The 21,378-nt window shown below is 28.3% G+C and carries 22 protein-coding genes; all 22 read left to right on the plus strand.

Going from position 1 to position 21,378, the window contains the following annotated elements; translation table 11 throughout:
• Positions 1–7 precede the first annotated feature (7 nt).
• The 22 genes from rnpM to C4R78_RS01425 all read left to right on the plus strand — a co-directional run bounded on the left by rnpM (position 8) and on the right by C4R78_RS01425 (position 21,370).
• Entirely contained in the window at positions 8–274 is a 267-nt protein-coding gene (gene rnpM / locus C4R78_RS01320) for an RNase P modulator RnpM (RefSeq protein WP_103895369.1), read from the plus strand.
• The gene (locus C4R78_RS01325) at positions 267–605 is read left to right on the plus strand and encodes a L7Ae/L30e/S12e/Gadd45 family ribosomal protein (protein ID WP_173689730.1); all 339 of its coding nucleotides are present in this window, start codon (positions 267–269) and stop codon (positions 603–605) included. The genes rnpM and C4R78_RS01325 overlap by 8 nt, the downstream gene beginning before the upstream one ends.
• Complete coding sequence (gene infB / locus C4R78_RS01330) at positions 592–2,697, plus strand: translation initiation factor IF-2 (protein WP_103895294.1); 2,106 nt, start codon at positions 592–594, stop codon at positions 2,695–2,697. Before C4R78_RS01325 ends, infB begins: the two co-directional genes overlap by 14 nt.
• Positions 2,698–2,710: 13 nt before the next feature.
• Positions 2,711–3,067 carry a 30S ribosome-binding factor RbfA gene (gene rbfA, locus C4R78_RS01335; protein WP_103895295.1) on the plus strand — a complete coding sequence of 119 codons (357 nt, stop codon included), beginning with the start codon at positions 2,711–2,713 and terminating at the stop codon, positions 3,065–3,067.
• Complete coding sequence (locus tag C4R78_RS01340) at positions 3,054–4,010, plus strand: DHH family phosphoesterase (protein WP_103895296.1); 957 nt, start codon at positions 3,054–3,056, stop codon at positions 4,008–4,010. Before rbfA ends, C4R78_RS01340 begins: the two co-directional genes overlap by 14 nt.
• 4 nt (positions 4,011–4,014) lie before the next feature.
• Positions 4,015–4,875, plus strand: coding sequence for a tRNA pseudouridine(55) synthase TruB (gene truB / locus C4R78_RS01345; protein ID WP_103895297.1), 861 nt, complete (start codon positions 4,015–4,017; stop codon positions 4,873–4,875).
• A gap of 11 nt (positions 4,876–4,886) precedes the next feature.
• Positions 4,887–5,807, plus strand: coding sequence for a bifunctional riboflavin kinase/FAD synthetase (locus C4R78_RS01350; RefSeq protein WP_103895298.1), 921 nt, complete (start codon positions 4,887–4,889; stop codon positions 5,805–5,807).
• Positions 5,808–5,922: 115 nt separating this feature from the next.
• Entirely contained in the window at positions 5,923–6,186 is a 264-nt protein-coding gene (rpsO, locus tag C4R78_RS01355) for a 30S ribosomal protein S15 (RefSeq protein ID WP_103895299.1), read from the plus strand.
• Positions 6,187–6,285: 99 nt separating this feature from the next.
• Positions 6,286–8,400, plus strand: a complete 2,115-nt coding sequence (locus C4R78_RS01360) for a polyribonucleotide nucleotidyltransferase (RefSeq protein ID WP_103895300.1) — start codon at positions 6,286–6,288, stop codon at positions 8,398–8,400.
• A gap of 116 nt (positions 8,401–8,516) precedes the next feature.
• The gene (locus tag C4R78_RS01365) at positions 8,517–9,806 is read left to right on the plus strand and encodes a M16 family metallopeptidase (RefSeq protein ID WP_103895301.1); all 1,290 of its coding nucleotides are present in this window, start codon (positions 8,517–8,519) and stop codon (positions 9,804–9,806) included.
• On the plus strand, positions 9,778–10,218 hold the full coding sequence (gene dut, locus C4R78_RS01370; RefSeq protein WP_103895302.1) for a dUTP diphosphatase: 441 nt from the start codon (positions 9,778–9,780) through the stop codon (positions 10,216–10,218). Before C4R78_RS01365 ends, dut begins: the two co-directional genes overlap by 29 nt.
• Positions 10,219–10,258: 40 nt before the next feature.
• On the plus strand, positions 10,259–10,504 hold the full coding sequence (locus tag C4R78_RS01375) for a YlmC/YmxH family sporulation protein (protein ID WP_103895303.1): 246 nt from the start codon (positions 10,259–10,261) through the stop codon (positions 10,502–10,504).
• A 74-nt stretch (positions 10,505–10,578) separates the two neighbouring features.
• Entirely contained in the window at positions 10,579–11,760 is a 1,182-nt protein-coding gene (gene dapG / locus C4R78_RS01380) for an aspartate kinase (protein ID WP_103895304.1), read from the plus strand.
• 88 nt (positions 11,761–11,848) lie between these two features.
• Positions 11,849–12,565, plus strand: coding sequence for a ClpP family protease (locus C4R78_RS01385; protein ID WP_103895305.1), 717 nt, complete (start codon positions 11,849–11,851; stop codon positions 12,563–12,565).
• Positions 12,566–12,662: 97 nt separating this feature from the next.
• Complete coding sequence (locus C4R78_RS01390; protein WP_103895306.1) at positions 12,663–14,828, plus strand: FtsK/SpoIIIE family DNA translocase; 2,166 nt, start codon at positions 12,663–12,665, stop codon at positions 14,826–14,828.
• Between the two features lie 157 nt (positions 14,829–14,985).
• On the plus strand, positions 14,986–16,320 hold the full coding sequence (gene rimO, locus C4R78_RS01395; protein WP_103895307.1) for a 30S ribosomal protein S12 methylthiotransferase RimO: 1,335 nt from the start codon (positions 14,986–14,988) through the stop codon (positions 16,318–16,320).
• Positions 16,304–16,822: a CDP-diacylglycerol--glycerol-3-phosphate 3-phosphatidyltransferase gene (gene pgsA, locus C4R78_RS01400; protein WP_103895308.1), complete on the plus strand. Its 519-nt coding sequence runs from the start codon at positions 16,304–16,306 to the stop codon at positions 16,820–16,822. Before rimO ends, pgsA begins: the two co-directional genes overlap by 17 nt.
• A gap of 172 nt (positions 16,823–16,994) precedes the next feature.
• Positions 16,995–18,014, plus strand: a complete 1,020-nt coding sequence (recA, locus tag C4R78_RS01405) for a recombinase RecA (protein WP_173689731.1) — start codon at positions 16,995–16,997, stop codon at positions 18,012–18,014.
• Between the two features lie 42 nt (positions 18,015–18,056).
• Entirely contained in the window at positions 18,057–18,671 is a 615-nt protein-coding gene (locus tag C4R78_RS01410; protein WP_103895310.1) for a regulatory protein RecX, read from the plus strand.
• A gap of 2 nt (positions 18,672–18,673) precedes the next feature.
• Positions 18,674–19,663: a metallophosphoesterase family protein gene (locus C4R78_RS01415; RefSeq protein ID WP_103895311.1), complete on the plus strand. Its 990-nt coding sequence runs from the start codon at positions 18,674–18,676 to the stop codon at positions 19,661–19,663.
• The gene (locus tag C4R78_RS01420; RefSeq protein ID WP_103895312.1) at positions 19,660–21,120 is read left to right on the plus strand and encodes an AAA family ATPase; all 1,461 of its coding nucleotides are present in this window, start codon (positions 19,660–19,662) and stop codon (positions 21,118–21,120) included. The genes C4R78_RS01415 and C4R78_RS01420 overlap by 4 nt, the downstream gene beginning before the upstream one ends.
• Positions 21,113–21,370, plus strand: a complete 258-nt coding sequence (locus C4R78_RS01425; protein WP_103895313.1) for a hypothetical protein — start codon at positions 21,113–21,115, stop codon at positions 21,368–21,370. The genes C4R78_RS01420 and C4R78_RS01425 overlap by 8 nt, the downstream gene beginning before the upstream one ends.
• Positions 21,371–21,378 lie beyond the last annotated feature (8 nt).

Raw genomic sequence — 21,378 nt, forward strand, 5'->3', positions numbered from 1 at the left:
GATTATTATGAAGGTAAAAAAAATTCCTATGAGAATGTGTCTTGGATGTCAAGAAATGAAACCTAAAAAGGAGCTTATAAGAGTTGTAAGAAGTCCTGAAGGGGAAATAAGCATAGATATGACGGGTAAAAAGGCAGGCAGAGGAGCTTACATCTGTAAAAATAAAGAATGTCTTGAAAAAGCTATTAAAGCCAAGAGATTTGAAAAAGCTCTGGAAGTTAAAATATCTGAAGAAATTTATAAAAAACTTAGGGAGGATTTATCAAATGAATGATAGTAGATTATATTCATTCATAGGGCTTATGCAAAAGGCAGGAAAAATTTCTTCAGGTGATGATGCAGTTGAGATAGATATAAAAAAACGAAAAGCTGAACTTGTTATTATTGCTACTGATGCTAGTGAAAATACTAAGAAAAAATTTATTAATATGTGTGAATATAGAAAAATTGAGTATGTTTTATTTGGTCAAAAAGATAACTTAGGTCAAGCTATAGGGAAATCTGCTAGATCTGTTATAGCTGTTAAGGATAAAAATTTTGCAGCAGGTTTTAAACAAAAATTAAGTGAACAAAAAAGTGGGGGTGAAGTCTTTGGCAATAGTTAGAGTATATGAACTTGCAAAACAATTAAATATGTCAAGTAAGGAAGTTATAGAATTGCTAAAGAATGAGTTTGATATAGAAGTTAAAAATCATTTAAGTGCTATAGAGGGTGAAGAAGCAAAAATAATAATAGAATATGTAGAAGAAATAAAAAATAGAGATACTGAAAAACAAGAAGATGAAGAAAAAAGCTTGATTGAAAATATTGAAGATAGATTTGAAGAACATGATGTTGACGATGATTTTAAGAGAAATGAAAAAATAAGGAAAAAATCACGAAATGAGAAAATAAAAAAACATGTTAGCAAAGATGTTAAAAAACAAGATGAACAAGTTGAAGAAGTAGGTATAGTATCAATTCCAGATAGCATTAGAGTTAGTGAATTTGCTGAAAAAATAAAAAGACCAGCTACAGAAATATTAAAAAAATTACTTTTAATGGGAGTAATGGTTACTATAAATCAAGAAATAAGTTTTGAAGTAGCAGAAAAAATTGCTGAACAATATAACATTTTATTAGAAAAAGAAACAAAACAAGAAAGAGAAGAAGAACTTATTAATGATTTTGAAGATAAAGAAGAAGATTTGAGACCAAGACCTCCTGTAGTTACTGTAATGGGACACGTAGACCATGGAAAAACTTCTTTACTTGATGCAATAAGACATTCAAGAGTAGTTGAAACAGAAGCAGGTGGAATTACTCAACATATAGGTGCTTATACTGTTGATATAAATGATAAAAAAATAGTATTTTTAGATACTCCTGGTCATGAAGCGTTTACAGCGATGAGAGCAAGAGGGGCTCAAGTTACAGATATTGCTGTTCTTGTAGTTGCTGCAGATGATGGAGTAATGCCACAGACTATAGAAGCTATAAACCATGCAAAGGCAGCAAATGTTCCAATTATTGTAGCGATAAATAAGATAGATAAAAGTGGAGTAAATCCGGATAGAGTAAAACAGGAGTTAACAGAATATGGATTAATTCCTGAAGATTGGGGCGGAGACACTATTTGCGTTCCAGTATCAGCAAAAACAAAACAAGGTATAGATACACTGTTAGAGATGATATTACTAGTAGCAGAAATGCAAGAGTTAAAAGCTAATCCTAATAGACCGGCAAAGGGAACAATAATAGAGGCTAAATTAGATAAAGGAAGAGGCCCTGTTGCTACTGTTATTGTTCAAAAAGGAACATTGAAAGTTGGAGACAGCATCATTGCTGGAACAGCTTATGGAAAGGTAAGAGCATTAATAGATGATAAAGGCAAAAAAGTCAAATCTGCTGGACCATCTATGCCTGTTGAAATATTGGGATTATCTGAAGTTCCTAATGCAGGAGACATATTATATGTAGTTTCAGATGAAAAAACAGCAAGACAAATTTCAGAGATTAGAAAAGAAAAAGAAAAACAAAAGTATTTTGCATCTAGCAGTAAGATAACTTTACAGGATTTATATAGTCAAATTAAAGAAGGGAAGGTTAAAGAATTAAATATAATAGTTAAGGCTGATGTTCAGGGTTCAGTTGAAGCTTTAAAGCAAGCTTTAGAAAAATTATCAAACGACGAAGTAAGGGTAAGAGTAATACACGGTGGTGTTGGAGCTATAACTGAAACAGATGTTACATTGGCATCTGCTTCAAATGCTATTATTATAGGGTTTAATGTAAGACCTAATAGTATGGCTATGCAACTTGCAGAAAGAGAAAAAGTAGAGATAAAAACATATAGAATAATATATGAGGCAATTGACGATATACAAGCAGCTATGAAGGGTATGTTAGAGCCAGAATACAAAGAAGTAATCACAGCTAGGTTAGTAGTAAGACAAACATTTAAGGTATCTTCAATAGGGACTATAGCAGGATGTTATGTTGAAGATGGTAAAGTAAATAGAAACAATAATATTAGAGTTATTAGAAATGGTGTAGTTATATATGAAGGTAAGATAGCATCATTAAAGAGGTTTAAGGATGATGTTAGGGAAGTTGCAGCTGGATATGAATGTGGTTTAACTATAGAAAAGTTTAATGATATTAAAGAAGGAGATATTTTGGAAACATATACTATAGAGGAAGTTAAAAGAGATTAAAGAGGTGTTACAAATGGCGGTAGAAAGAATTTCACGATTATCAGAAGAGATAAAGAGAATAATCGGGGATCTGATTCAAAACGAATTAAAGGATCCTCGTATTCCTATGCTTACTTCAATTACTGAAGTAGAAGTAACAAAAGATTTAAGATATGCAAAAGTTTATGTAAGTGTATTTGGAACAGAAGAAGAAAAAGAAAAATGTTTAGAAGGGCTTAGAAGTGCTGCAGGTTTTATAAGAAGAGAAGTTGGAAAAAGAATTAAAGCAAGATATACTCCTGAGATTTTATTCGAACTTGATAGGTCTATTGAATATGGTATTCACATTTCAAAAGTTTTACAGGAGATGAAAAAAAATGATACTAACTAAAATAGGTAGTATTATAAAGCAAAATGATAATTTTGCAATTATATCTCATTTCTCTCCAGATGGTGATGCGATAGGTTCATCGTTGGCATTATATAATATGTTAATTGAGAATGGGAAAAGTGTTGATATATATAATCAAGATGAAGTTCCCAAAAGGTTGAAATTTTTGCCATATTCTAATTATATAAAAAACCAGCTTTTGGATAAAAAATATGAATGTGTATTTGTTTTAGATTGTGGCGATAAGGATAGAATAGGTAATTTAGTAGATATTTTTAATAAAACAAATTTGATAGTAAACATAGATCATCATATTTCTAATACTTTATTTGCAGATATAAATTATGTTGATTCAAATGCATCTTCTGTAGGAGAAATAATATATAATTTATTAAAAATAAATGGCTTTGAAATTTCTAAAAACACGGCTATGTGTTTATATACATCTATAGTTAGTGATACGGGTGGTTTAAAATATAGCAATACTACTTCTATGACTCTTAATATAGCAGGAGATCTTATAAATACAGGAATAAATTTTACAGAAATAAATCGAATATTATTTAATACTATGACGAAATCTCAACTAAAGTTGCTTTCAAAAGTAATATCCACCTTAGAATTGTATAAAAATGATTCAATTGCAATAATGCATGTAAATAAACAAATGCTTGAAGAATGTGGAGCAAATGAAGATGATGCTTCAGATATGGTTAATTATGCTAGAGATATTGATACTGTTGAGTTAGGTATATTTATTAAAGAAGTTGATACTAATAAATTTAAAGTAAGTTTGAGATCTAAAAATAAAGTAGATGTTAGACTTATTGCAGAAAAGTTTAATGGTGGAGGACATGTAAGAGCTGCAGGTTTTACTATTGAAGGGGATTTTGAAACTGTAAAGAAAAATATACTTGAAGTAGTTAGTAAATATTGGAAGTGAAAGTATGGATGGAGTATTAAATATTCTTAAACCACCTGGAATGACTTCACATGATGTTGTAGACTATATTAGGAAAATATTCAAAGTTAAAAAAGTTGGACATACAGGGACGTTAGATCCTGGAGCTGCAGGAGTATTACCTATATGTATAGGAAAAGCTACTAAAATAGTGGAATATTTGACTAATGATATTAAGGAATATATTTGTGAATTAACTTTAGGAAATGCTACCGATACGTTTGATAAATATGGTAATTTTCTACACGAAGAAAAAGATTGTAGTTATATTACAGAAAATGATATAAAAAAAATAATTGGGTGTTTTTTAGGAGAAATTGAACAAATTCCTCCTAAATATTCAGCTATAAAAATTAATGGCAAAAGAGCATATGAACTGGCAAGACACGGTGTAGATATCGAAATTCCTAGTAGAAAGGTCTTTATATATGAAATTGAATTGATGCATTTTTCCTTACCTAAAGTCTTATTAAGAGTAGTATGTTCAAAAGGGACGTATATTAGAACACTATGCAATGATATAGGAAATGCTTTAGGATGCAGTGGTTATATGAGTTTTTTGCTAAGAACTAGGGCAGGAAATTTTAAAATACAAGACTCAATTCCTTTAGATATGTTAAGTAAAGATAATATAGATGAAATACTGGTAAAAATAGAAGATGCTTTAGATTTTCCTAATTTTTATGTAGAAAACAAATATAAAAAATTATTAATAAATGGTAATAGCATAAAAGTTAATAGATTTCATGATAAATCAAAAAGAGTTAAAATTTATTGTGACAAAATATTTGTAGGAATAGGTAGACTTGAAAAAACGTTTTTATATGTTGAAAAATTGTTAATTTAAGGTGTTAAATTATGATTGTTCTAAAAGGTTCTTTCGAACATTTAAAAATAATTGAAAAGTCATCAATAGCATTGGGAACGTTTGATGGGGTTCATTTAGGCCATCAAAGTATAATATCTCGAGCAGTTGAAGAGGCCCATAAAAGACATTTAAAAAGTGTAGTTTTTACTTTTACAGAACCTGTTTTTACTTACTTTAATCAAAGATCAAAAAATTATTTAATAACATCTGAAAATGTAAAGACAGAAATAATAAAAAATTTAAATGTTGACTACTTAGTATATGTAGAATTAAATTATAAATTTTTATCTTTAAGTCCAGATGATTTTCTTAAATATCTTAAATCTAATTTTAATGTGCAAGTTATAGTTTGTGGTTTTAACTATACTTTTGGTAATAAAGCAGCTGGAGATGTAAATTTTTTAAAAGAAAATGCACAAAAGTATGGGATAGATTCAATAATAGTTGATGAAATAGAAGTTGACAAACAAAAAGTATCAAGTAGTATTATTCGACAATATTTAAGTAAAGGTAATGTTGAATTAGCTAATAACTTATTAGGATATAATTATTACTTAAAAGGTATAGTTACAAGGGGAAAGAGGTTAGCATCAAGATTAGGATTTGCAACTGCCAATATTTATATAGAAAAAAATTTATGTTTAAAGAATGGAGTATATTTAACAGTTACTAAGCTAGGTGAGAAATATTATCCTTCCATAAGTAATGTAGGATATAATCCTACATTTAATGAAGTTTTAAGAGTTTGCGAGACTCATATTTTAGATTTTAGTGAAGATATTTATAATAAAGACATAAAAGTTGAGTTTAAAAAATATTTAAGGAATGAAATTAAATTTAATAGTTTAGAAGAATTAAAAAGACAAATTAAAAATGATGTTAAAATAGCTAGAAATTATTTTAGGTTATGATATTTACATTTTACCAAACATTTGATAAAATATAGCTTGTAACCTATGCTGGGTTTAGCGTAGCTCCGGCGCTTTCTCAGCATAAGGCGATTATAAACAACATGGAGGTGTATTTATGGATAAGGCAAGAAAGCAAGAAATCATTGCAAAATTCCAAAGACATGAAGGAGATACTGGTTCACCAGAAGTTCAAATTGCACTTTTAACTGAAAGAATTAATCATTTAACTGAGCATTTAAAAGTTCATAAAAAAGACCATCATTCAAGAAGAGGATTGTTGAAGATGGTTGGTCAAAGAAGAGGATTACTAAATTATCTTATGAAAAATGACATTGAAAGATATAGAAGAATTATAGAAGAATTAGGAATTAGAAAATAATAGAGCGGATTAACCGCTCTATTATTTTAAATTATTGGAGTTATAAAAAATAATTATTTAGTAAAAATAAAATTAAAAGAGATGAAAGGAGGTAAAAAAATGCATCATGTTTATGAAAAAGAAGTGGCGGGAAGAAAATTTAAAGCAGATATAGGTAAATATGCATTGCTTTCTAATGGGGCTGTTATGTTAAGTTATGGAGATACAGTTATTTTAGCTACTGCTAATGCGTCTCCTGAACCTAAAGAAGGGATTGATTTTTTCCCGTTAAGTGTAGATTACGAAGAAAGGTTATATGCTGTAGGGAAAATTCCAGGTGGTTTTATCAAAAGAGAAGGTAAACCTACTGAAAAAGCGATATTATCTGCAAGAGCAATAGATAGGCCAATAAGACCTCTCTTTCCTAAAGGTTATCGAAATGATGTTCAAATTATTTGTACTGTTTTATCTGTTGATCCAGATAATCCACCTGAAGTTGTTGCCATGAATGCAGCATCTTTGGCATTATGTTTATCAGATATACCTTTTGAAGGACCTGTGTCTTCAGTATTAATAGGTAGAGTAGATGGTAAACTTATAGTAAACCCTACAGCAGAACAAAGAGAAAAAAGTGACTTACATCTTATAGTTTCAGCTACCAAAGAAAGAGTCATGATGATTGAAGCTGGAGCTAAAGAAGTTCCAGAGGAAGATATGATTGAAGCTATAATGTTTGGTTTTAAGGCATGTCAGGAAATAAATGATTTTCAAATTGAAATTACTAGTCAAGTAGGAAAACCAAAAGTAATACCAAAGTTATATCAGGTTCCAGAAGATATAGAAAATGCTGTTAGGGAATATGCAACCGACAAGTTATGGGAGGCTATGCAATACACTGATAGACTTGAAAGGCAAGAACACGTTGATAAAGTTAAACAAGAAGTATTTGAGCATTTTGCAGAAATATTCCCAGAATGCGAAAAAGATATAGATGATGTAATGTATAGAATAATGAAAGAGCATGTAAGGAAAATGATTTTAGAAGAAAAAAGAAGACCTGATGGAAGAAAATTTGATGAAATAAGGCCTTTATATTGTGATGTAGGAATTTTACCTAGAACACATGGTTCTGGGTTATTCCAAAGAGGACAAACACAGGTATTAACAGTAGCAACTTTAGGTGCTTTAGGTGATGTTCAAATACTTGATGGAATTGGAGATGAAGAATTTAAAAGGTATATGCACCATTATAATTTTCCACCATATTCAACAGGAGAAGTAAAATTTTTAAGAGGACCTGGAAGACGTGAAATAGGTCATGGTGCGTTAGCAGAGAGAGCTCTTGAACCTGTTATTCCAAGCGAAGATGAATTTCCTTATACTATAAGGTTAGTATCAGAGGTATTAAGTTCCAATGGTTCAACTTCTCAAGCTAGTGTTTGTGGTAGCACATTAGCTTTAATGGATGCAGGAGTCCCAATTAAAAGGCCAGTAGCTGGTATAGCAATTGGACTTGTTACTAGTGAAGACTTATCTCAAGCAGAAATACTAACTGATATTCAAGGCATAGAAGATTTTTTTGGAGATATGGATTTTAAGGTAGCTGGAACAGAAAAAGGAATAACTGCTATTCAAGTAGATACAAAAATAAAGGGTCTTCCTGAAGATATCATTAGAAAGGCGATTTATCAAGCAAGAAAAGCTAGATTAGAAATTTTAAAGGTAATGTTAGAACGAATTCCTGAACCAAGAAAAGAATTGTCAAAATATGCTCCAAGAATCATTAGTATGGTAATAGATCCAGAAAAGATAAGGGATGTTATAGGACCTGGGGGGAAAACTATAAATAAAATTATTTCAGAAACAGGAGTAAAAATAGATATAGAAGAAGATGGCCGCTTATACATAAGCTGCCCAGATCCAGAAAAAGGAAAAATTGCACAAAAAATGATAGAAGGTATTACAAGGGACATACAGGTTGGAGAAGTTTATTTAGGACGAGTTAATAGAATTACTCCTTTTGGAGCTTTTGTTGAAATTCTACCAGGTAAAGAAGGATTATGTCATATATCTAAATTATCTCATGAAAGAATTAGCAAGGTAGAAGATGTTGTTAATGTAGGAGATGAAATATTGGTTAAAGTTACTGAGATAGATAGTTTAGGAAGAATTAATTTATCAAGGAAAGATGCTATTCCAAAACCTGATGAACAACCTAATAAAGATAATAAATAAAAAAGGGCTTTTTATAAGCCTTTTTTGATTTTTTGTAGCATATGTTTATTGAATAAATTTATTTTATTGATTATAATAATCATTGCTTAAATTTTTTATATGGGAGAGAAATGAACATGCTAAAGAAACTAACTTTAAAAAATGGGATAAGAGTTGTTTATGAGAAAATACCTTACGTAAATTCTATTACTATAGGAATTTGGGTTGGAAGTGGCTCAAGACTTGAAAATAAAAACAATAATGGTGTTTCGCATTTTATTGAGCATATGATGTTTAAAGGAACACAAAATAGAACTGCTAAAAGAATTGCAGAAGAAATAGAAGAGCTAGGAGGTCAGATAAATGCGTTTACTGGTAAAGAGGCAACTTGTTATTATGTAAAGTTGTTAGATGAACATTATGAAACAGGAATAGAAGTTTTAAGTGATATGATTCTTAATCCTAAATTTTCATCGGAGGATATTGAAAAAGAAAAAGGAGTTATAATAGAAGAAATAAATATGTATGAAGATTCTCCCGAAGATTTAGTATTTGATTTATTATCTATGGCAACTTGGGGAAATGATTCATTAGCTTTACCTATTTTAGGTTATGAAAATACTGTTAAGAGTATCAGTAGGGAAGTTATTTTGGATTATTATAATAAAACTTATAACCCTTCTAATATAGTTATTTCATTTACTGGAAATTTTGATGAAGATAAAATATTAGAATTGATATGCGAAAAATTTGAGACTTGGAATTCTGTTAATAATATTCAGATAGAATATTCATATCCTAATATAAATAATGAAATAAAAGTTAAAAATAAAGATATAGAACAAGTTCATGTTGCTTTAACATTAGAAGGTATAGAACTTGGAAATGATAAATTATATACTTTATTAGCTATAAATAATTATTTTGGAGGAGGTACTAGCTCAAGATTATTTCAAAAGTTAAGGGAAGAGTATGGATATGTTTATACAATATATTCTTTTACATCTGCTTATAAAAATAAGGGCATGTTTAATATTCAATTTGCTTTGAATAAAGCTTATTTAGAAAAGTCTCTTGTGTTAATTACACATGAAATAGTAGATATTTTAAAGAATAAGATGTCTGATGTACAGATAACAAAAGCAAAAGAACAACTTAAGGGGAGTTATATATTAGGATTAGAAAGCGTATCTAGTAGAATGTTTAGTATAGGTAAATCAGAATTGATGTTAAATAAAGTTTTTGAGCCTAAAGAAGTTCTAAATAAAATAGAGTCTATAACTAAAGATGAATTTTATGAAGTTATAGATCTTGTATTTAAAAATGGATTTTTATCTGCAGCATTAGTAGGTAGAGATTTAAATGAAGAAAAAATAAAAAATTTGATAGGTGATTGCAATGAAATTATACATAAAACGATTGGATAATGCTAAAGATTTACCATTACCTCGATATATGACTCAAGGTTCAGCAGGCATTGATTTGTATGCAAATGTATCAGAAGAAGTAACATTAAATCCTAATGAAATAAAACTTATACCCACAGGGATTGCGATTTCTTTGCCTAAAGGATATGAAGCTCAAATAAGACCAAGGAGTGGATTGGCTTTAAAGCATGGTATATCTCTTGTAAATACTCCTGGAACTATAGATAGTGATTATAGAGGTGAAATAGGTGTTATTATGATTAATTTTGGTAATAAGCCTTTTATTATAAAAAGAGGAGATAGGATAGCACAAATGATCATAAACAAGGTTGAGATTCCTGAAATAATTGAAGTTGAAGAGTTGGATAACACTGAGAGGGGAGAAGGTGGCTTTGGATCGACAGGTCTATAAGCCGTTTTTTTTTAATATAATATTCTAAGGGGGTGAAAATATGGGGGTTAGGTTAAGTGAAATAGTGGATCTTGAAATAGTCAATATTTATGATGGATATAAGTATGGATACTTAGGAGATAGTGATTTTTTATTTGATAGGAAAACTGGGGAAATAATTAAATTATTGGTTATAGATGATAGTGATAGGTTTATATTTTTCAAAAATAAAGATTACATAGAAATACCTTGGAATAGTAAAATAAAAATTGGAGAAAAAACTTTGATTATTGATTTTAAAAAATAATTTTTATCACATTTCCCCTTAAAAAGTTGTATAATATATTATGGATTTAGTCATATGATTAAGGGGGAATGTTAATGAAAATAATCGTTCAAAAATTCGGAGGAACATCTGTAGCAACTCAACAAAGAAGAGAAATGGTAGCTGATAGAATCATAGAAGCTATAGATAGAGGTTATAAACCTGTAGTCGTAGTATCAGCAATTGGTAGAAAAGGAGATCCATATGCAACAGATACGTTATTGTCTTTAATAAATAATGATAATTGTAGCGTTAGTAAAAGAGAAGTTGACTTACTTTTATGTTGTGGAGAAATTATTTCAGCAGTGGTAATGGCAGAAACTCTTGAAAAAAGAGGTTTTAAAGTAAGGGTATTAACAGGAGGGCAAGCAGGGATAATAACTAATGATGAATTTGGTAATGCTGAAGTTTTAAAAGTTGATACCAAAAGAATTATGGAGGTTTTATATGCAGGATTTATTCCGATTGTAACAGGCTTTCAGGGGATTACTCAAGATGGAGATTTTACTACTTTAGGCAGGGGAGGAAGTGATGTAACAGGAGCAATTTTAGGAGAAGCTTTAAAAGCAGAATTTATTGAAATTTATACAGACGTAGATGGAATTATGACTGCAGATCCTAGAATTGTTCCTGATGCTAAAGTTATAAATAGGATAAGTTATAGTGAGGTTTTTCAGTTTGCAGATCAGGGTGCTAAGGTAATACATCCTAAAGCTGTTGAATATGCTATGCGAGGAAATATTCCTTTGTATATTAAGAATACATTGTCCAGTGCTCCAGGAACAATAATAACATCTTCAAGAGAAATAAAAAATAAAATAATTACTGGTATAACTCATATGGCTTATAGATCGCAAATCAGTATATTTTATGATGGAGAAGATAACAATGATATTTTTGATATTTTAGCGCAAAATAAAATAAGTATAGATTTGATAAATGTTTTTCCAAATTATAAAGTATTTACTATTGACTCTAAAGATGTACCAAAAGTTGAAGAAATTTTGAAATCGTTAAATCTTCGTTTTAATATTATTAATAATTGTAGCAAAATTGCAGTTATAGGAAATGGTATGAAAGGTGTTCCAGGTGTTATGGCAAAAATATTAAAAACTTTAAATGAAAATGGAATAAAAGTTTTACAAACAGCAGATTCCCATTCAACTATATGGTGTCTTGTGAAAGAAGAAGATACTATAAAGGCTATTAATTTATTACACAAAGCTTTTGAATTATAATACGAAAGGCCTTACCCTTTAAAAGGATAAGGCCTTTTGTATTATATATTTTTTTTTGGAAAAAATATTAAAATGAGAGGTGATTGATGTGTGTTCTAAAAAAGTTAAAAATCAAGCATTAAAATTAAATTATAAAGAAGTTGATGAAAAAAACGAAAAATTAGAAAACTTAAAAGAAATAGGAAATATAAATATTCCTGATGTAACATCTGAAATTTTTACTATTACGATAATAGGGCAAATTGAAGGTCACACAGTATTACCACCACAAACTAAAGCAACAAAATATGAACACCTTTTACCACAGTTAGTCTCTATTGAAGAAAATCCAAATATTAAAGGTGTTTTAGTTATCTTAAATACGGTTGGTGGTGATGTAGAAGCAGGGTTAGCTATTGCTGAAATGATTAATAGTTTATCTAAACCTACGGTATCCCTAGTAATAGGTGGAGGACATAGTATAGGTGTTCCTCTTGCTGTTGCTACAAATTATTCTTTTATATCTCCTACGGCAACTATGACTATTCATCCTATTAGAATGAATGGTTTAGTTATAGGTGTTCCACAAACTTTTGAATATTTTAGCAAGATGCAAGATAGAATATTAAGTTTTATAGTTAGAAACTCAAAAATTACAAAGGAAAGGCTTATGGAAATGATGCTTCAGACTGATGAACTTTTAAATGATACAGGAACCATTTTAATTGGCAAACAAGCAGTAGAGGAAGGGTTAATTGATGAAGTAGGAGGAATTAGTCAAGCAATAAAAAAATTAAGAGAAATGATAAATCAAAGGCAAATATGAGTGCCTTTGATTTATTTATTTTTTTGTGATATAATTTTTAATACTTTTTGAAGGAAAAGTTTATGTTTTTATATAATTTAATATAGGAGGTGATAACATGGCAAGAAAAAAAATTGAGAATAATCAGGTTATTTATGATATTTATGGAATAATATTATTAGCATTTTCTGTTTTATTTTTAATTAGTATTTTTTTTAAACCTACTGGAATAATTGGAAGACTATTTTTGGATTTTTTCTTTGGGGCTTTAGGTATAGGTGCTTATATATTGCCTTTTATGTCATTATTAATTGGAGTGTTTTTGATTTTAAATAAAAAAGCAATAAAAATTAAACAAAGGTTTATAGCTATAATATTAATGATATATTCATTTATGTTAATAAATCACTTAAGATATTCTTCAAAGTTTGTAAGTTTAAAAGTTAAAGATAGATTATATCAAGCTTATAAATTAGGTGTAGAAAGAAAAGGTGGAGGAATTATTTGTGAATTTTTAAATATGCCATTGCTTTATTTGTTTGGAACCATGGGAACTTACATAATTATTTTGGCTGCTTTTTTAGTATATTTAATTCTTATTACAGAAAAGCCAATAAGGGATATATTGGACTTTTTATTTAAACTGATTAAAGCTTTTTTAAAAGAAAAGCAGAATAAGATAAAAGTAGATTCAGTTTGTATAGGAAAGGATGTTAATAGTAAAGAAGAGAAAAGTGATCTTAAAGATCTAGAAAAAATAGAATTAAGTTGTGAAACAAAGGTAAGCGAGAATAGGGATATTAAAGCAACTGAAATACATAAAAATGAATTAGAAGTTAAGATTAATATTTTAGAAAATAATAATAATCATAAAATTGTTTATTCTTGTCCTCCAATTGAATTATTAAATGATAATAGAATTAAAACAAATAATGATAAAAGAGAATTATTAATAAATGCTAAATTATTAGAAGAAACACTTGCTAATTTTGGAATTGAAGCAAAAGTTATACAGGTCACAAAAGGACCTACGGTTACAAGATATGAAGTTCAACCAGGTGTTGGGGTTAAGGTAAGTAAAATAGTTAATTTATCAGATGATATAGCTTTAAGTTTAGCTGCACCAAGCATAAGAATAGAAGCACCTATACCGGGTAAATCAGCAATAGGAATAGAAATTCCTAACAAAGAGGTTATTCCTGTATACCTAAGAGAAGTCATAGAATCAGATGAGTTTCAAAATTTTAATTCAGATTTAGCATTTGCGTTAGGGAAAGACATTAGTGGTAAATGCATTGTAGCTGATATTGCAAAAATGCCTCATTTATTAATAGCAGGGGCTACAGGTTCAGGTAAAAGTGTTTGTATAAATACATTGATAATAAGTTTAATTTACAAGTCTTCTCCTAGTGATGTAAAAATGCTTTTAATAGATCCAAAAGTTGTTGAGCTTTCAATTTATAATGGAATACCTCACCTTATTATTCCAGTTGTAACTGATCCACGAAAAGCTGCTTCTGCACTTGAATGGGCAGTATCTGAAATGACGTCAAGATATAAATTATTTGCAGATAACAATGTAAGAAATTTAGAGAGTTATAATAAGCTTATGGCAGAAGTATCTCCTGAAAAGAAACTTCCTAAAATTGTTATTGTTATAGATGAGCTTGCAGACTTGATGATGGTGGCACCTTCGGAGGTAGAGGATGCTATAACAAGATTAGCACAAATGGCAAGAGCCGCAGGTATACATCTTGTAATTGCTACCCAAAGACCTTCTGTAGATGTTATAACTGGAGTTATAAAAGCAAATATTCCTTCTAGAATTTCGTTTGCTGTATCAAGTCAGATTGATTCAAGAACAATATTAGATATGACAGGAGCTGAAAAATTACTTGGTAAAGGAGATATGTTATTCTTACCTATAGGTGAAAATAAGCCAATAAGAATACAAGGAGCATTTGTATCAGAAAAAGAAGTAGAAAATGTAGTTGAATACTTAAAAAGAACTTTTAATACTCAATATGATGAAAAAATAGTAGAAAAACTGTCAGAAGAGAAGGGACAAGTAAGTAGCGAAGGTGTTGTAGATGAGCTGTTGCCCCAAGCAATTGAGTTAGCTATCGAGCTTGGTCAAATATCTGCATCTATGTTACAAAGACGTTTCAGAATAGGCTTTAATAGAGCTGCACGTTTAGTAGATGAAATGGAAAAGCGGGGTATAATAGGTCCTCAGGAAGGAAGCAAGCCCAGACAAGTTATTGTTAGCAAGAATGATTTATAGATGTTTGTAAGTTGTATTAAAAAATATTGTCGAAATAAATTGATTTTGATATTATATAGTATATAAAAATTTAAAAACGTAAAAATTAGTTAAAAAATAATGAAATGATTTGGAAATATTTAGTATTACCCAGGAAATTACAAGGAGAGGATTTAGAATGTATAGTATAGGCTTTATATCTCTTGGATGTGATAAAAATAGAGTTGATTCAGAAATAATGCTTGCTAAACTTTCGAAAAATGGATATAACATTACTAATAAAGCAGAAGAAGCAGATGTAATAATTATTAATACTTGTGGTTTTATTGAGTCTGCAAAATTAGAGTCAATAGAGACAATATTAGAAATGGCTAAAAATAAAGAGAATAGGTGTAAGTCTATAATTGTTACCGGATGCATGGCACAAAGATATAAAGAAGAACTTATTAAAGAAATGCCAGAAATTGATGCTATAGTTGGAGTAGGAAGTTATAAAGATATATGCAACGTTGTAGAAGAAACTCTAAAAGGAAACAAGGGAATTGTAAGAATCTATCCTTTAGATTTTAAAATAGAACAAGAAGAAAGAATGTTAACAACTCCTAATCATTATGCATACTTAAAGATTGCTGAAGGATGTAATAATAATTGTTCTTATTGTATTATCCCTAAGATAAGAGGAAGATATAGAAGTAAAAATATGAATGATATAATAAATGAAGCAAAGGATTTAGTTAAAAAAGGAGTTAAAGAAATAATATTAGTAGCTCAAGATACAACAATGTATGGTATTGATATTTATGGTAAAAGAATGTTGTCTGAACTCTTACATGAACTTGAAAAAATAGAAGGACTTCATTGGATTAGAGTTATGTATTGTTATCCAGAGCAAATTAATGAGGAATTAATAAATACCATAAAAGAGAGCAATAAGATTTTACACTATTTTGATATTCCTATTCAGCATATAAGTGATAAGATTTTGAAAAAAATGAATAGAAGAACAACTAAACAACAAATATTGAGTCTCATTAAAAATATTAGAAATAAAATTCCTGATGCAATTATACGAACTTCAATTATTGTAGGATTTCCCGGAGAAAGTGATAAAGATTTTGAAGAACTTAAAGCGTTTTTATATGAATATAAGTTAGAAAGGGTAGGGATTTTTACTTATTCTCCTGAAGAAGGAACAGAAGCTTTTCATATGAAGGAACAAGTAGATGAAAAAATTAAAAAAATAAGATTGGATATATTAATGAAGCAGCAAGCAAAAATTTCATTTGCTAAGAATAAACAAATGGTTGGCAAAACTTTTGATGTTATAATTGATGGATTAAATAATAAAGGATTATATTATGGCAGAACTTATGCAGATGCACCAGAAGTTGATCAAAACGTATTTATAAAAACTTCTAAAAAGCTCAAAAATGGAGATTTTGTAAAAGTAAAAATTATAGAAGCTTATACTTATGATTTAATAGGAGAGATAGAAGATGAATCTAGCAAATAGGTTGACAATTTTAAGGATAATTTTAGTTCCTGTTTTTTTGTTTTTTATAGCAATAAAAATTAAATATGGAAATTTCTTAGCAGCTTTTATATTTATAGTTGCTGCTATAACTGATACATTAGACGGTTATATTGCAAGAAAAAGAAAAGAAATAACCAAATTTGGAAAGTTTATGGATCCTTTAGCGGATAAATTGATTGTAACAGCAGCATTAATTTCATTAGTTGAATTAAATAAAATAGCATCTTGGTCAGTTATGATAATTATAGCACGAGAATTTGCTGTTACAGGATTAAGAGCTTTGGCAGCATCTGAAGGAAAAATTATTGCTGCAAGCAAGTGGGGAAAAGCTAAAACTGTTATTCAAATTATAGCTATTATAGCAGCTCTTATTGAATTACCTTATAGTAATATTTTAATGTGGGTAGCTATTTTAGTTACAATCATTTCAGGTGTTGATTATTTTACAAAAAATTTAGATGTTTTAGATTATAAGTCTTAAAAGCCAGATATAAAAAGATCTGGCTTTATTTATTTTTAATTTATTACATAAATGATATTATCATAAATGATAAAAATCACAAAAATCACAAAAAACAAAGAATAGAATTGACCCAAACAAAAAAATAATGTATAATAAATCAAGAACAAACGTTCGAAAAGGAGAGATAAAAATGAACAATGAAAAATTAAAAGCATTAGAATTAGCAATAAGTCAAATAGAAAAACAATTCGGAAAAGGTGCAGTAATGAAATTGGGTGAAAACTCAAAACTAAATATTGAAGCAATATCAACTGGATCATTAGATCTTGATATTGCACTAGGAATAGGTGGAGTACCTAGAGGAAGAATTGTTGAAATATTCGGTCCAGAATCCTCAGGTAAAACAACAGTTGCACTTCATATTATCGCTGAAGCACAAAAATTAGGAGGAGCAGCAGCTTTTATAGATGCAGAACATGCTTTAGATCCAGTTTATGCCCAAAAACTTGGTGTTGATATAGATAATCTAATAGTTTCACAACCTGATACAGGAGAACAAGCATTAGAAATAGCTGAAGCACTTGTAAGGTCAGGAGCAATAGATGTAATTGTTATAGATTCCGTTGCTGCATTAGTTCCAAAAGCAGAAATTGAAGGAGAAATGGGAGATTCTTACGTAGGATTACAAGCAAGATTAATGTCTCAAGCATTAAGGAAGCTAGCTGGTGCAATAAATAAATCTAGATGCGTAGCAATTTTCATAAACCAATTAAGAGAAAAAGTAGGTGTTATGTTTGGTAACCCTGAAACAACTCCAGGCGGAAGAGCTTTAAAATTTTATGCGTCAGTTAGATTAGATGTTAGAAAAGTAGATGGAATAAAACAAGGTGAAGATATAACTGGCAGTAGAACAAGAGTTAAAGTAGTAAAAAACAAGGTTGCTCCTCCATTTAAACAAGCTGAATTTGATATTATGTATGGGGAAGGTATATCAAGAGAAGGTAATATATTAGATGTTGGTGTTAATTGTGATATTATCCAAAAAAGCGGATCATGGTTTTCTTACAAAGATATTAAGTTAGGTCAAGGAAGAGAAAATGCAAAACAATACTTAAAAGAAAATCCAAGCTTGGCATTAGAAATTGAAAATAAAATTAGAGAAAAATTTAATTTACCTATTCTTCAACCTAAAGTAGAAGAAAATCAATAAAAAGACATCCCTTAAGGGATGTCTTTTTTGGGGTGACTATAAATGAAAATCACAAGTATAATTAAATCTAAAAGTGATAAATTTTATTTTGTATATTTTTGTAATGAAAAATATTTAAAAGTTACTCTAGAAGAAATAATAAAATTTAATCTTAAGGAAGGAAAAGAACTTTCAGATGAAGAAATAAATAATATAGCTAAAGAAACAGAATTAAAATTATCATATAATTATGCATTAAACTTGTTAGCTTATAAAGAATACACTGAAAGTGAAATAAGAAAAAAATTAACTAAAAAAGGGTTTTCGAATCTTTGCATAGAAAACACTATAAGCAAATTAAAACATTATAATTTTATTAACGATTACGAGTATGCTAAAAAATATATAAATCATTGTTTGTCTAAAAAGTTGGGTAAAAGAAGAATATCATATGGATTAAATTCTAAAGGTATAAACTTTGATAATTTACATATAGAAGTACAACAAGAAACTTTACTAGAAAATGCTAAAAACATTGCATTAAAGAAATACGCCAAAATCAAAGACAAGCAAAACGTAAAATTAAGACTTTACAATTACCTTGCATACAAAGGTTATGATAATGATATAATATTACAAGTTTTAAAAGAAGTAATAAAAGAAAACGATGGTGATTAATTATGAGATTTTTATTTTTTACAGACTTGCATATAAGAGGAAATAATCCAAGATCAAGAAAAGATAATTTTGTTGAAACATTAAAGGCAAAATTAAACGAGTTAGTTGAAATTTCTATAAATGAAAACATTGATAAAGTCTTATTTGGTGGAGATTTATTTGACCGCCCTGATGTTTCTATATCAGTTGTTAAAGATTTTATTAAAATTATAAAAAATTTTCCAACTCCCATTTTGTGCGTAATTGGTAATCATGACGTTTATGGACAAAATCCAAATTCAGTTAATAGAACAATTTTAGGACTACTTGAAGAACTTAAAATAGTAGAATTTTTAGATCACCAACCTAAAATATTTTATACAAATAATGGAAAAAGTATTCAAGTAACAGGTAGCAATTACTATTACAATGTTGATGGAAAAGATAAGTCGGCTTACATAGTAAATAAAAAATTTGCAGATTACGCCATACACGTAGTTCATGGTTTTTTATTAGAAAAACCCTTTAATAATGAGGTTAATTATACACTAATTGATGATATAGCACCATTTACAGCTGCAGATGTAACTTTAGCTGGGCATTATCATAATGGGTTTGGTATAAAAAATTATTGTAATAAATATTTTATAAATCCAGGAGCAATCTCAAGAATTAGTAATGCATTATCTGAAATTAGAAGAATTCCTTCATATGTTATAATAGATATAGATTCACATATAAATACAGAAATAAGACCACTAAAATGCGCACAAATTGGTGAAAATGTATTAGATAGAGAAAAACTTATTATAGAACATAACAAAAATATTTTGTTTAATAAATTTGTTCATCAAATTACCTCATATGGAAATTTTGAATTAATGAAATTAGAAAATATAATTTCAGAAATAGCTAAACATGAAAATATTAGTGAAATCATAAAAAATGAAGCATTAAATAAAATAGCATTGGCTCAAGATTTAATTTCTAAAGAGGAAGTGAATTTAGAATGAGGTATATAAAAAGTATAGAAATAGAAAACTTTCAATCTCATAAGTATACCAAAATAGATTTTATAAATGGCTTAAACATTATTACAGGACCATCAGATAATGGAAAAACAGCTATTATAAGAGCTTTAAAATGGGTATTATACAATGAACCAAAAGGAAGTGACTTTATAAGACAAGGAGAAAATACATGCAGAGTTTCAATTACGTTAGATAATGATATAAAAATCACTAGAAAAAAATATAAGAATAAAAATACATACATAATAACATATCCTAACGGAGAAGAAACTAGATTTGAAGGATTTGGTAATGATATTCCTCCTGAAGTTTTAAAAGAACATGGAATAAGAAAAATTTATATAGATCCTTCTTCAATAGAAAGTATAAACATTTCTGAACAATTAGATGCTCCTTTTATGTTAAGCAAATCAGGACCTATAAAAGCCAAAGCAATAGGAAAGTTAGTAGGTGTCCATTATGTTGATACAGCAATTAAGTTAGTAGACAAAGATATATTAAACATAGAAAATCAAAAAAAACAAAGATTAGATAAAATAAATGAACTAAAATTAAAGTTAAATGAATTTGAAAATTTAAACTTATTATTAGATTATCTAAAAAACAAGGAAGAAAAAATTAATAAAATAAAATCATACAATGAAAAATTAAAAAAATTAATGGAACTGAAAACTAACTTAGATAACCTTTATAAAGAAACATTAGAATTGGAACAAACCCTATCACAATTTACAAATATTAATAGAGCAGAGTATGATTTATTAAACTTGGATACTAAAATTAAAGATTATAACTTAATAAATAATTATCATTTAAGAATTTTCAAAATAAATGAGGAACTTATTAATACAAATAAATTATTCAGCCAAACAAAAAATATTGATAAAATTGAAGATTATTATAAAAAGCTTACTTTATCAATAAAAACACTTATTTCTTTAAAAGAATTTAAAGAAAAATATGATGATGTAATTAAAAATTTAAATTCTCTTAAAAAATTAGTTGATTCTTTATCAAATTTAGAAAAAATTCATCAAAATTATTACGATCTGGAAAAAAAACATACTATGCTATTACAGCTTAAAGCTAAACTTAAAGAATATAAAGAAATAAGTAATCGTATTTTAGTAGGACAAGATTTCACAAAAAACTTTAATGAAGTCAACAAAGCTATGTTATTATTAGAAAATTTAAATTATATATTAGTAAAATATAACAAAATATCAGAAATACTTAATAAATTTAAGAGTATTAATTTACAATTAAATGAATATAAAAAACAAGTTACTAACATCAACAGTGAACTAGACTTTTTAATAAATGAATATGCAAATAATCTTAAAAAACTTGGCAGATGTCCAGTTTGCTTATCAAAAATACAAGATAATGTAATTGAATATATAATAAATGAATTAAGAGGAGTTGGTTCTAATGAATAGTTATGAAGAAAAAATACAACAACTTAAAGAAAAGATAGAAAAGGCAAAAAATATTAAAATTAAAGCAGAGGCTAGATTAGAAACTCTACAAAAGCAAAAAGAAGAAATAATAAAGCAATTGGAAGATATGGGGATTAATCCCAATGATTTAGATAAAGAAATAAAAAGGCTAGAATCAGAAATTTTATATCTCATTGAAGAAATTGAGAAAGCACTTCCTCCAGACAACATATTATATAATAACAAATAAGGGTGATA

This window comes from Caloramator fervidus, from assembly GCF_900108045.1.
In the GTDB taxonomy this organism is placed as follows: Bacteria; Bacillota; Clostridia; order Clostridiales; family Caloramatoraceae; genus Caloramator; species Caloramator fervidus.

Bases quoted from the DNA above. Each gene is read 5' to 3' on its own strand.
- C4R78_RS01420 (WP_103895312.1), top strand. From the start codon at position 19,660: ATGAGGTATATAAAAAGTATAGAAATAGAAAACTTTCAATCTCATAAG.
- pgsA (WP_103895308.1), top strand. From the start codon at position 16,304: ATGAATCTAGCAAATAGGTTGACAATTTTAAGGATAATTTTAGTTCCT.
- rnpM (WP_103895369.1), top strand. From the start codon at position 8: ATGAAGGTAAAAAAAATTCCTATGAGAATGTGTCTTGGATGTCAAGAA.
- C4R78_RS01375 (WP_103895303.1), top strand. From the start codon at position 10,259: ATGGGGGTTAGGTTAAGTGAAATAGTGGATCTTGAAATAGTCAATATT.
- rimO (WP_103895307.1), top strand. From the start codon at position 14,986: ATGTATAGTATAGGCTTTATATCTCTTGGATGTGATAAAAATAGAGTT.
- C4R78_RS01360 (WP_103895300.1), top strand. From the start codon at position 6,286: ATGCATCATGTTTATGAAAAAGAAGTGGCGGGAAGAAAATTTAAAGCA.
- rpsO (WP_103895299.1), top strand. From the start codon at position 5,923: ATGGATAAGGCAAGAAAGCAAGAAATCATTGCAAAATTCCAAAGACAT.
- recA (WP_173689731.1), top strand. From the start codon at position 16,995: ATGAACAATGAAAAATTAAAAGCATTAGAATTAGCAATAAGTCAAATA.
- dut (WP_103895302.1), top strand. From the start codon at position 9,778: ATGAAATTATACATAAAACGATTGGATAATGCTAAAGATTTACCATTA.
- rbfA (WP_103895295.1), top strand. From the start codon at position 2,711: ATGGCGGTAGAAAGAATTTCACGATTATCAGAAGAGATAAAGAGAATA.
- truB (WP_103895297.1), top strand. From the start codon at position 4,015: ATGGATGGAGTATTAAATATTCTTAAACCACCTGGAATGACTTCACAT.
- C4R78_RS01350 (WP_103895298.1), top strand. From the start codon at position 4,887: ATGATTGTTCTAAAAGGTTCTTTCGAACATTTAAAAATAATTGAAAAG.
- C4R78_RS01325 (WP_173689730.1), top strand. From the start codon at position 267: ATGAATGATAGTAGATTATATTCATTCATAGGGCTTATGCAAAAGGCA.
- C4R78_RS01410 (WP_103895310.1), top strand. From the start codon at position 18,057: ATGAAAATCACAAGTATAATTAAATCTAAAAGTGATAAATTTTATTTT.
- dapG (WP_103895304.1), top strand. From the start codon at position 10,579: ATGAAAATAATCGTTCAAAAATTCGGAGGAACATCTGTAGCAACTCAA.
- C4R78_RS01415 (WP_103895311.1), top strand. From the start codon at position 18,674: ATGAGATTTTTATTTTTTACAGACTTGCATATAAGAGGAAATAATCCA.
- C4R78_RS01365 (WP_103895301.1), top strand. From the start codon at position 8,517: ATGCTAAAGAAACTAACTTTAAAAAATGGGATAAGAGTTGTTTATGAG.
- C4R78_RS01425 (WP_103895313.1), top strand. From the start codon at position 21,113: ATGAATAGTTATGAAGAAAAAATACAACAACTTAAAGAAAAGATAGAA.
- C4R78_RS01340 (WP_103895296.1), top strand. From the start codon at position 3,054: ATGATACTAACTAAAATAGGTAGTATTATAAAGCAAAATGATAATTTT.
- C4R78_RS01390 (WP_103895306.1), top strand. From the start codon at position 12,663: ATGGCAAGAAAAAAAATTGAGAATAATCAGGTTATTTATGATATTTAT.